We start from the raw sequence: 11,009 nt of genomic DNA on the forward strand, positions 1-11,009 counted from the left end.
GTGTTGTTGCTTCTTTACCGTATATGAGCATTTGCGCCCGGATTGTCGTTGCCGTAACCCTCCATGAGGTTGATAGCCCCCCAAATGCCAAGACCTGCGCCAAGCGCGATAACCAAAGTCTGCAATACACCAACTGCGCTGTTAAAGAAATCCATATAAACCTCGCTTTCTGCCGCTTTGCGGCTCAAAAAATGTTGTTGAAAATGAAAATGCCGCCGTTATTCCTCGGCGGCTGCGTCCTCGTCGGACAAATCTATTTCGTATATGTCAAAGGCTTCATCGGGCTTTACTATTGCCGGGCGGGTAGACATATACCGTTCCACATCAAAAGCGTTTTTCTTGTCGAAGTCGGAAAGGTATTTGTAGTTCGGGTGTTTCGTTATATCGTATTTGTCGCTTAAAAAGGGACGTACACCGCGTAGCTGCAAAATACATTTCCCACCGTCCATAACTGCTATTTCGTCCTGTGTCATCAACTCCTTTCCTAATTTTTGATAAGTAAGTCCATGAGAAACCTGCGTGCCGCGATTTTCGGAAGTGTTGAAACTGTCAATTGTTTCCCGTCCCAAGTTATCCGAAATATCCTTTGCATTTTTCCCACGTCCTCCCAAAAACAAGGTGCTGTCGGCATTATCAAGTATGATTTCTGCCGCGTCCTTGTAAATGGCTTTTAGCTGGCTCTGCGATTGCAGAATGATAGAAGCGGACATTTCCCGGCTGCGGATTGTGGCAATCAGTTTATCAAATCGGGGTATCTGTCCGATGTTCGCAAACTCGTCAAGCAAAAAGCGGACGTGAACAGGCAATTTGCCGTTATATTCGTCGTCCGCTTTGTCGCAAAGCAAATTGAAAAGCTGCGATTGCAGCATAGCGATAACAAAATTAAACGTGCTGTCCGTATCGCTCATTATGAGGAAAAGTGCGCTCTTTCTGTCGCCTAACGTGTCAAGTTCTAATTCGTCGTAGGACATGAGATCGCGCAATTCCTTAATATCAAAAGGCGCAAGCCTCGCACCGCAAGAAATGAGGATTGATTTTGCTGTTTTGCCAGAAACAAATTGTCAAGGACTTTTTAATCAAGTTTACAAAGAAGTCACATTTTACGGACTTCATCACGGAGCAGACGCTTGATTTTGTCCTCCATCGTCTCTTTGGCGGTCTCGCTGAAATGGACACGGACGATATAGGTGGTCTTGCCGATCTGCTTTCTGACAGTAGGGCAAGGGGTGCTGTTGGTTGCGGTATTGTTCATTCAAAATCCTCCTGTAAATGAAAAATGCCCGGTGACTTTTCATCATCGGGCGGTGATCGGTATGAGGGAAGAAGGCAAGGCGGCAACATTAAGGTATCTATAAAACCTTTGCCGTCTTTGCCACGCTTGCCTTGTTCCTGTGTTACTCTCGGAGATGGCAAATCCATGAAGCACCGTTTTTCTCGGTTACAAGCCTGTCTCCAATACGGCTTTTAGCTGTCCTCATCGTGCGTGAGGATATGCCCCTGTCATTGACCGCTTTTTCCAGCTCTGCACTCAGCATTTTCTTTCCGTCTGCCAGCAGTTCCAGTATCAGCATTTCTGCCTGTGCGGTCTTGCTTTCCTTCTTGCCGGTGTCCGTCCCGGCAAGAAGCTCGTCAGCGGTAATGTCATAAGCTCCTATCCATTCAAAGCCTTTCTCGTCTCCCAGAGAAAAGGCAAGGGACTGTCCGGGCGGCGCAAGGGAGCTTTTCTCATGGATAAGCACTCTTGTTGTGGGACTGTCCTTCAGCTTGCCGATAAAGAGCAGACTGCGGACTGCCGCCGTAATGTCGATAGACCCTAATCCCCGGTAGGTGCTTTGCGTTCCTGCGGCTTTGTTGAGGTGTCCTATCAGCACGATAGCGCACCCGGTAGCCTGTGCAATGTCTCCCAGACTGCGGAATATCGGGCGTACCTCGTTTGCCCTGTTCATGTCCACATCTGCGCCCAGAAAAGCCTGTACCGGGTCAATGATAACCAGCCTTGCGTTGTTTTCCCGGATTGCCCTTGCTATGCGTTCATCGGCAAGGGTCAGAGGTGCGTCCCTGTCATCAATGACAAGTACTCGTTCAAGGTCTGCGTCTGCTTCCGTCAGTCGGGGCTTGACCGTATCGCCCAGACCGTCCTCGGCAGTCTGATAGATGATGTTGAAAGGCTCAAGGGTCTCCATACCAGGTAAAGGCTTTCGGTTGGTGCAAGCCGCCGCAAGACGCATGGCAAAGTAGGTCTTGCCCTCGCCGGGGTTGCCCTGTATGATGGTCAGCTTTCCAAAGGGGATATAGGGAAACCATAGCCATTCCACGCTCGTCAGCTCCACATCTGCCATGCGGAGCATGGGAACAGGCTGGGCGGTGGGCAGCTCTCGCAGCGTGATTGTCTCGGCTATGAATTTGCGGCTGGGAATGTCCCCTTGCTGACGGAGAACATCGTTCCAGTCTTTCCTTGCCGGGACAAGGCGAATGACGGCGATCTCACCGGGAATATCCTGTGCCAGTCGGGTACAGGCTTCGCTTCCTGCGGTGTCGCTGTCAAGGCAGAGGAACACTTTTCGGGTGTCCTTGCGTTCAGAAAGGACACGGTCAAGGGCTTTGCCCGAAACGCCACCCAGGGCAAGATAATTTCTTGTCTGCCAATCCTGCGGATAAAGGCAGATAAACGATAACAGGTCAATCGGTGCTTCAAAGACAAAGAGCTGGTTGCCGTTTCCCTCATAGCGGAACGGATAGGACTTGTCAGACCCGGCAATGTCCTGTCTGAATGGGTCTGCCGTTCCTCGCACATGGGCGTATCTCGGCGTACCGTTTCGGTCTCTGCCGACAAAGACAACATTGTGCCGCTTTGCGTCCTCGTAAATATCCCCAGAAAGAAGAAAAGCCTCAACAAGCGTTTTGTTGAGACCCCGGCTTTCGCAAAGATATTGAATTGTTCTGTCGGCTGTTCGGTTGTGCAGGGGCAAGTGAAACGCTGTGGGCGGTGCGGTGGTGGCTTCGGTCTGTCCTTCGCCGCTTTCGCCGGTCAGCATTTGGACGGCTTCGGGAAAGGACTTGCCGTAAAACTCCATGACAAAATCAATGGGATAGCCGCCCTTGCTCTGGCTGTGGCGAAACCACTTGTTTCCTCTGACGGTCAAGCTGTCATGTTCTTTCCAGCGGTATTCTCGTCCGCTTTTGATAAGTGTCTCTCCCTGTGTGCGGAGAAAATCTTCCAGACTGACGGCGTTTGCCCGGTCAATCTGTGCTTGGGTGTAATTCATCGTGACATATCCTCCTTTTTGTGTCGTGTTTTGGGTCGATTTTGGAGCGTTTGCTCCGCTGTGCGCTCTTGAAATCTTGTGGCAGTATCTACGCACGACTTGACCTTCCAAAGGCGGTGTAAATCGTCTCTGACGGTCTTAAACTCGCCGTAGGTGGTGCTGTGTTCCTGTTCCAGACGGTCATACTCTGCGGACAGCTTTTTCATATCCACCTTGCCGCCCGGGAACTCCTCGGTCAGCTTGCGCCTTGCGGTGTAAAACTGTTTCAGCTCAGCTTCATGCTCTGCCTTGTATTTCGCTCTGGGCTTCTCAAACTTGATTTTCTGCAAGCCGTCAAAGACCGGCTTCAAGCGGTGGAAGGTGTCCCGGTAGTCTTGGAGCTGGCGTATGGCTTTCATTCGTGCGGTCTGGGTGTCCAGCGTTGCCTTTAGGCTGTTGACGGTTGCGCTGTGGCTCTCCACACGGCTTTCCAGATCCGCAAGGGTGTAAATGCCGTTCTCACGGAGATAATTGAAAGTCTCGTTCATCTCCTTGAGGTTGCTGATTTTGCCTTTCTGCGAATAAGCCCCGGCTTTGCGCTGGGTGTAGTAGGCGTTCAGCAGGGAAACAAGGTCGGGAGCCTGCGGCTTGGCAAGCTCGGCTTTCATCTCCGCTATCCAGCCGACAAGGGCATTGATTTTGTTTCTGACCTCACGGATAAGGGCGTTGGTGGCTTTGATCCAGCGGTTGAACTCGCCCTTTTCGGTGCGTATGCCTTTCTTCTCCATAGCCCGGACGGTTGCACCCTCGTGAATGGTGGGCAGTAAGTCCACGCCCTGACGCTCATAGCTTCGGTGGTCGATACGGACATCAAGCCCTTTCTCGGCAAACTTGGCGTTGCATAGTTCAGCCCATGTCTGACGCCAATGTTCCAGCGTTTCGGGTCTGCCCCAGTCGGTGGTCGGGACTGCGTTGAAAACAAAGTTTCCGTCTGCGTCCCTTATGCGATTGCCGTTCTCGTCCAGCTCGTACACTCGGCGTTGCTTAAATCCCCATTTGCCGTCCTGCTCGATGGGTCGGATAGGACAGAGGAAATGGAAATGGGGGTTGGGCGTGCCGCCGTCCCCATGCTCCTTTTCGTGAAAGGACACATCAACGGTCATGCCACGGCTCACAAAATGCTCCAACAAAAATTTCCTTGCCAGAGCGATATTTTCCTCAAGGGAAAACTCATTCTGCAAGGAAATCTCAAAGCTGTATGCAAGCTGGGCGTTCTTGCCACGCTCGGCTTTCTCTACGGCGTTCCATAGGGTCTGGCGGTCTGCGTATTCTGGCGGCGCATGGGGCGGCAGGAGAATTTCGGAGCAGATCACGCCGCCCTTTCGGGTGTAGTCGCTGTACTCGCCGTAATACTCGCTGTACAGCTTTTCACCGGAACGGTAGGCGGCAGAAGCAATCGCTGACTGCCCCTCACTGCGTTTCGTTTGGTCTACTGTGAAGTGGAATAGTGCCATCGGCTTTCATCTCCTTTTCCCGGTTGATTCTGCTGATATGGGTAATCGCCATGTGGTGGACGGCTCTCTGGACTTCGGGCAGAGAAAAGATGTGTTCCATCAGCTCGATAATCTCTGTCCGGGTAAGCTCCTTGACCTCCGGGGCAACGCTCTCAATCGTGCCGCCCAGATTGCAAAGGCGGTGGGTGCGCTTCTTGCGCTCGCCCTTTTCCAGATGCTTAATCCTGTTCTCAAGACGCTGTACCTTGTGCTTCTCCTGTGCAAGCTGCGTCTCGGCTTGACGGATTTCCTCATTCAGCTTTTCAAGATTTTTTGACATTTCGTGTGACCTCCTTTTTTGAAAATGGGGATAAAAAAAGACCGTCAACTTTTCGCATAGTGCGACCAGTCAACGGTCTGATTTTTGGTATTCGGTTTTTCAAACTTGCTGGCGGCGAACGGTTTGTCAAAACCGTTTGCGGACGGCAAGTCCACAGGGGATAGCCGCTTTAGCGGCGCAAGGGGGTGTAGCTCCCTTGACGGAACGAAGTGACGCAACATTCTCGGTCGGGCAGTTTTCTTCTGCTGACAGAGAATGAAGCTCCGCAGGACGCACGACGATACTCCCGACAGGAGAGTATAGAAGTGCGCCCTTTAGTTCCTAAAGGGATTTTATCAGTTCGCCAAATGAAGCGCATCCCCTAATTGCCACAAGCCACTGCGGATACTTTCTCCAGCTCCACCAATAGCCTGCGCTATAATGATTGCGGCAACTATAATCGCCACTGCGACAACAATCTTTCCAATCAAATGTTGATATTCTTTCATTTTGATTACCTCCATCTACAAATATCGATTTGTTGCTCAATTTTCGTATTCAAATTATACCATAAAACTTGTGAACAATTCTACCGTCATTTTGGAATATATGAGAAAAGTCCGAACAGTTTTCTGCCCGGACTTTCTCGCTCAATCATAAATCAATTCCGCTTTCACAACTTCCTCTGCCTGCGCCTTGCAAGCGTTCATCTGCCGCACCCATTCCATTTGGTTTTCAGCTTTCAGTTGCTCGGTCACGCCGTACTGCTTTGCCAGCTCCGGCACGATCAGCTCCATGCGGTTTCGTGCCGCTTCGTCAATCTCGGCGCAATGCTCAAAGAGCTTGTCGGATAGCACCAGCTCATTGAACAGTATCGGGCGGTGCATTTCTAAATACGCCTTGCGAAGTCTGCCGTAGTGTCCGATGGACTTGGTCTTGTGGATAACGATGTTCGGGATAAGATAATCGCCGTTCTGTCTGTAAGTGATGTTCATGCAATCTGCGCTCCTTTCATCGGCTCTCTCTGCGGTAAGCTGCTGACAGGGACGAACACTCCCTTTGCAATGTCCTCTGCACGAATGGCGGCTTTCTTAGCTTCGATTTCCGCCTTTTTTCTCCCCTTGATTTTGTCCTCGTATCGCTTCTGTGCTCCGCTGGCTTTACGCTTCAAGTAGTTCTGATGAAGCCTGTCCTTGCGTTCCTCACGCTTGCGGATTTCCTCCAATTCCTCCGGGGTCAGCTCCACTTCTCCAAACGCCGGGGGAACGAATCGCCCAACGAAATTGAAATAAATCTCGACCTCCTGTGTGGTCTGTATACTGCCTTTACGGTCACGCTCATGCACAAGGATTTTCTCGATAAACTCATTGAGCATGGCAATGGTCAGCTTGTCGAAGTTCTCATATTTGTCGATCAGAGCGATAAAACGGTCAGCGTCCTTTTCGTGCTTCTCATAGCTCTTGACAGCCTTTTCCAGAACAGAGATTTCAGCGGTAAGCTCGGACTGTTCCTTTTCGTATTGAGCGTCCAGGGTGGCGTATCTGCTGTCGGACAGCTTGCCTAAAATGTTGTCCTCATAGATTTTGCAGAGCAGGACTTCCAGCTCGGAAACTCTCTGCTTTGCTGTGGCAAGGCGTGTCCGCTGTTTCCTGACCTCTGCCGTCTGCTGGCTGGACTGTGCTTCCTGCACCACACGGACAAACTCGGCTCTGTCATGCTTGGCATATTCTGCAATGGCTTTCAGCATTTCAGAGACAAGGGACAGTACCACATCTTCATTGATACGGTGCTGGGTCTTGCAGAGTGTCCCGCAAGGAACTTTTGTGTACTGTGAGCAGGTGTATTGAGAAATGCGCTTGCCGTTATTGGTGCGGTGGACATACATCTTGCCGCCGCAATCGGCACAATAAAGCAAGCCTGTGAGGGGAGCTGCTTCGCCCCAGCCGTCCGGATAGCGTCTGACATTCCCACGGATTTTCTGCACAAGGTCAAAGGTCTGCTGGTCAATGATAGGCTCATGGGTATTCTCGAAAATTGTCCATTCGTCCTCCGGGACATAATGGCTTTTTTTGTCCTTGAAGTGCTTTCGGGTCTTGAAATTGATGGTGTGTCCCAGATACTCACGCTTTTCAAGAATGTTGCAAATGGTGGAAGAACCCCAGCCGTACACATCTTTGAAAGTCTTATTCTTGTTCACACCCTCGCCGTGCTGGGCAAGGTAAGCGGATGGAATGAGGACTTTTTCTTCTTTCAGCTTGCTGGCGATCTGATACGGACCGTAGCCCTCAATCGTCATGGCAAAGATGCGCTTGACCACCTCGGCGGCTTCGGGGTCAACCAACCATTGGTCTCTGGCTTCGTTCCAAAGATAGCCGTAAATGACCGTGCCTGTGAGGTGCTTGCCGGACTTGCCTTTGGACTGGAAAGTGGAGCGGATTTTACGGCTGGTGTCTCTGGCGTAATACTCGTTCATGATGTTGCGGAAAGGGGTAAAATCATCGTCCCCTCTGGCGCTGTCCACGCCGTCATTGATGGCGATAAGGCGAACGCCACGCTGACGCAGGATTTCCATAATCTGACCGACTTTCAGATAGTCACGACCCATGCGGCTCATGTCCTTGATACACAGGTACTCCACATTCCCGGCTTCCACTTCTTTCATCATTGCCAAAAATCCGGGACGGTCAAAGCAGGTGCCGCTAATGCCATCGTCCGTGAAATGGACAATGTTTGTAAAGCCCTGCCGTGCGGCGAACTCCTCCAACATAGCCTTTTGATTCGATATGGAGTTGCTCTCACGCTGCTGGTCATCATCTTTGCCAAAGTCATCACGGCTCAGTCGTTCATACAGAGCAGTGATTTTCTCGTTTTTACTCATAACTTGCGCTCCTTTCTTCGATTTTAAGTTGTGTGTTCTAAGAGACTTCTCAACCGCTTGATTAAGAAGTCTTTTAGAGCATACAACACCCGCCGCCAATTTATATTTTCGGTACTGCTTCACCGCGAAATGGTCGGGGTCGCGTTCTTCCAAGTCGGCAAACAGCAGATCGACGGGGCTTTGATATTCCTCGTCGTCCTCGCGGGCTTCGCTGGCGTTGATAAGTTCCAACAGGGTAATAAAGTTCATTTCCTCGGCGGGGGCTTCATACCAGATGTAGCCAACCAATGCGCAATACAATAACCTTTCCGCTTTTACCCAAAAATCCTCCGCACTTTTTTCTCCCTCGCCTTTGGTATTCGCTATCAACGTGTTTACCAGCTTCAAAATATCTTTCTCGCTGCGGATATACACAAAGGGGTTGTAGTGCATAGATTTTTTGAAGTTAATCGTATTCAGTACCTTAATGCGGTAGCCCGCCCGTTGCAGCAGCTTCCCGCACTCAATCAAAACCGTACCTTTCGGGTCTGTCAAGACGTAAGAGGAATGAAGCTGCATTAAATTCGGCTTGACGAAAAACCTTGTTTTTCCGCTGCCGCTGCCGCCGATCACGACGACGTTCTTATTTCTTGCGTACTTCGGCTGCTTCGGGCGGCTGTTCATGGTAAGGCGTTCCGTCTGTGTCAAAATGATGTTGTTTTGAAACTCCGGGTCTATGTAGGGCTTAATATCTTCGGCGTTTCCCCATCGGGCAGAGCCGTACTCCGCGCCCTTGCGGTATTTCTTCGCGTTTTTCCCTTTGACATAGACAATCAAGCGGATAATCACCGCGCCGACAATGCCGACAAGCAAATCCAGCGGGTAAATGCTCGGCAAGGCACTTTCAAAGGCTGCGGAAAATCCCTGCGTGATATTCAGTATCTTTGCGGAAATATCCGCGCCGGGGGCAAGCCGCACCGCCTGTCCGACTTTATCAAAGAGATAGACAAAGAACACATAGGGGATATTCGGAAGTATTAGCTTTTTGTAGTTAATCTGCTTCATATCTCGCGCCCCCTGTCCATTTTCTTTACCTTGTCGCGGGCGGCGTTAAGCTGCTTTGCCTTGTCCTTTGCAGCGGCAAGGGCTTTGCGGATAGAGGGCTTTTTCTCCCTGTTCAGCTTCTTTGCGGAAAACTCTTGAAACGCTGCGGTCATAACGTCTGCGTCCCGGCCTTTGAAAAACACAAGGTAGCGGGTCTGCTCGCCCTTAACCTTTTTCAGCGAAAAATCTATGTTGTATTTCTTCGCCGTACTCTCAAAGGCTTTAATATTGCTGTCGGTGATCTCGATGTTGGAAACACCCGCGTTCTGCTTCATAAGCTGCCGCATGGTCTGTTTCCCATGCGCGGGCTTGCTTTTCTGCTCCAAAAACTTTTGGATTGCTTTCTGCAACGCCTGTTCGGTAAGCCGCGCCGCGCCTTTTCCCACTTTGACGTATAGGGCAATCGTTTTTTGGGTTACTTCCTCCTGCAAGGTATCAACTCCTTTCCCGGTAAAATGCGGCTATGCTCATTCGCCGCCGTATAAGTCGTGATTGACAAGGGCGGTATAGTAGCTGTCAATGGTACTCGGCGCGTTGAACAGCACCGCTTTTAGATACTGCTTGATGTTGCGCACTTTGGTTGTGTTCTCCCTCATGCAATCCAAAACAAACTCAATATGGCTGCTGTTCAGCTTCAAAAATTTGGATTTCACCAGTTCGGCGGGGTAGTCGTCCCCGGCAATACGGATTGTCTTTCGCGCTGTGCAGACGGTTTCCAGCATGAGGTCAACAATCTCATTTAGGCGGTCTTTGTCCATTTTGGGGTCTTGAATGAGAATGTCATACTCGATATTGTCCTTGATAATCTCCCTGTAAATCTCTACTGCGCTATTGCTTTTCGCTTCCGTTCTTTTCCTTTCCGGCGGCGAAGCCGCTTCGCCCTGCTCAAAGGGCAAGGGATTTAGGGAATGGAATGGAAAGGAATGGGTACTTGATAAATCAGTAATTGATTTTTCTTTACTTGATATATCTTTATTTAATTGCGTTGGATTTTCCAACGTAGGTTTTTCCTGCGTAGGTTTTTCCAACGTTGGATTTTCCAATGTTGGATTTTCCAACGCAGGTAAATCCAATATAGGCGGCTGTCCGACGCTGGTAGCTGCTTCCGGCTCTCGCGGCTGCGGCTGCTCGTATATGACGTAATCCGCGCCCCGCAAGCGTCCCTTTTCGTCGCGTTCCCGGCTGCGCACGATATATCCGGCTTTTTCGAGTTCCTTTACCGCTTCGCGGATTGCGTCGATCTTCTCCCGGTTGATATGGGATAAGCCCGCAAGGGTATAATCCCAATCCTCCGGCAAGGACAGCATTTGCGAAAGCAAGCCTTTTGCTTTTAAGGACAATTCCTTGTTTCGCAAGTGGTGGTTGCTCATAACGGTATATCCCGTATTTCGCTCCACTCTGAAAACTGCCATTTTTCCTCACTTCCTCTCTTGGTCTGCGTGGACAATTAGAAAGCCGTTTTCGGCTGTTTTGGTATTGCAATATGCCCTTTGCCGTTTTCGCGTCTGCAAAGCCGCATGACACAAGGGCTTTTGCCCGTCTATTTGTCCATGCTGGCGGGCGTTTTCCGCGTCCTTTTGCCGGGGCAATAGGGACACTCTTTGAAAACGCAAAACTCATATTTCCACCCGGGGCGGTAGAAACGGCAAGTGCCGCAATCTTCATCATCTCCGGCACAACCGGATTGATAGCGGTCAAATCCCGGCTTCTGCTGCATGAGCAGTTCAAATGCCCGCTGCTTGCCTTTTATGAAATACATTCCGGCTGTACCTCCTTTCCTGCGGGCATAAAAAAACGGCGTTACTTTCTCCCCAAAAGGGGTTAAGGTAACGCCGCTTGTGTGCGTATTCAGTTTTTAACACATTCCCTGTCTATCCGCTGTCCGCAAAACCATTGATTTTATTAGCTTTTTGCCGCTATCGCTATCACACCTCATTATTTGACAGACCTTCATGGAACAGACTTGTTGAAGGTGTTAAAAACGGAGAAAT

Annotated in this window: 9 protein-coding genes and 3 pseudogenes; all 12 read right to left on the minus strand. The window is 50.3% G+C overall.

Going from position 1 to position 11,009, the window contains the following annotated elements:
* Positions 1-32: 32 nt before the first annotated feature.
* Positions 33-155, minus strand: a pseudogene (locus DW739_RS10490) (Maff2 family protein); the annotation flags it as partial.
* 63 nt (positions 156-218) lie between these two features.
* A pseudogene (locus DW739_RS10495) lies at positions 219-1,052 on the minus strand (TraM recognition domain-containing protein); the annotation flags it as partial.
* Between the two features lie 41 nt (positions 1,053-1,093).
* Positions 1,094-1,252, minus strand: a complete 159-nt coding sequence (locus DW739_RS10500) for a transposon-encoded TnpW family protein (protein WP_118743020.1) — start codon at positions 1,250-1,252, stop codon at positions 1,094-1,096.
* Positions 1,253-1,394: 142 nt separating this feature from the next.
* Positions 1,395-3,266 carry an AAA family ATPase gene (locus DW739_RS10505; protein ID WP_118743021.1) on the minus strand — a complete coding sequence of 624 codons (1,872 nt, stop codon included), beginning with the start codon at positions 3,264-3,266 and terminating at the stop codon, positions 1,395-1,397.
* The gene (mobQ, locus tag DW739_RS10510; RefSeq protein ID WP_118743022.1) at positions 3,263-4,759 is read right to left on the minus strand and encodes a MobQ family relaxase; all 1,497 of its coding nucleotides are present in this window, start codon (positions 4,757-4,759) and stop codon (positions 3,263-3,265) included. Before mobQ ends, DW739_RS10505 begins: the two co-directional genes overlap by 4 nt.
* Entirely contained in the window at positions 4,716-5,078 is a 363-nt protein-coding gene (locus tag DW739_RS10515) for a DUF3847 domain-containing protein (protein ID WP_118743023.1), read from the minus strand. Before DW739_RS10515 ends, mobQ begins: the two co-directional genes overlap by 44 nt.
* Positions 5,079-5,413: 335 nt before the next feature.
* Positions 5,414-5,566 (minus strand): hypothetical protein, encoded by a 153-nt coding sequence (locus DW739_RS14945; RefSeq protein ID WP_182427979.1) that lies wholly within the window; start codon positions 5,564-5,566, stop codon positions 5,414-5,416.
* Positions 5,567-5,707: 141 nt separating this feature from the next.
* Positions 5,708-6,052 carry a TnpV protein gene (locus tag DW739_RS10525; protein ID WP_118743024.1) on the minus strand — a complete coding sequence of 115 codons (345 nt, stop codon included), beginning with the start codon at positions 6,050-6,052 and terminating at the stop codon, positions 5,708-5,710.
* Positions 6,049-8,979, minus strand: coding sequence for a DUF4368 domain-containing protein (locus tag DW739_RS10530; RefSeq protein WP_118743025.1), 2,931 nt, complete (start codon positions 8,977-8,979; stop codon positions 6,049-6,051). The genes DW739_RS10525 and DW739_RS10530 overlap by 4 nt, the downstream gene beginning before the upstream one ends.
* Positions 8,976-9,449 carry a PcfB family protein gene (locus tag DW739_RS10535; RefSeq protein WP_002604484.1) on the minus strand — a complete coding sequence of 158 codons (474 nt, stop codon included), beginning with the start codon at positions 9,447-9,449 and terminating at the stop codon, positions 8,976-8,978. The genes DW739_RS10530 and DW739_RS10535 overlap by 4 nt, the downstream gene beginning before the upstream one ends.
* A gap of 36 nt (positions 9,450-9,485) precedes the next feature.
* Positions 9,486-10,430, minus strand: coding sequence for a DUF6017 domain-containing protein (locus DW739_RS10540; protein WP_058118388.1), 945 nt, complete (start codon positions 10,428-10,430; stop codon positions 9,486-9,488).
* A 158-nt stretch (positions 10,431-10,588) separates the two neighbouring features.
* Positions 10,589-10,777 (minus strand): annotated as a pseudogene (locus tag DW739_RS10545) (hypothetical protein); the annotation flags it as partial.
* Positions 10,778-11,009: the final 232 nt, after the last annotated feature.

The organism is Clostridium sp. AM28-20LB (assembly GCF_003480665.1).
GTDB lineage: Bacteria > Bacillota > Clostridia > Lachnospirales > Lachnospiraceae > Otoolea > Otoolea fessa.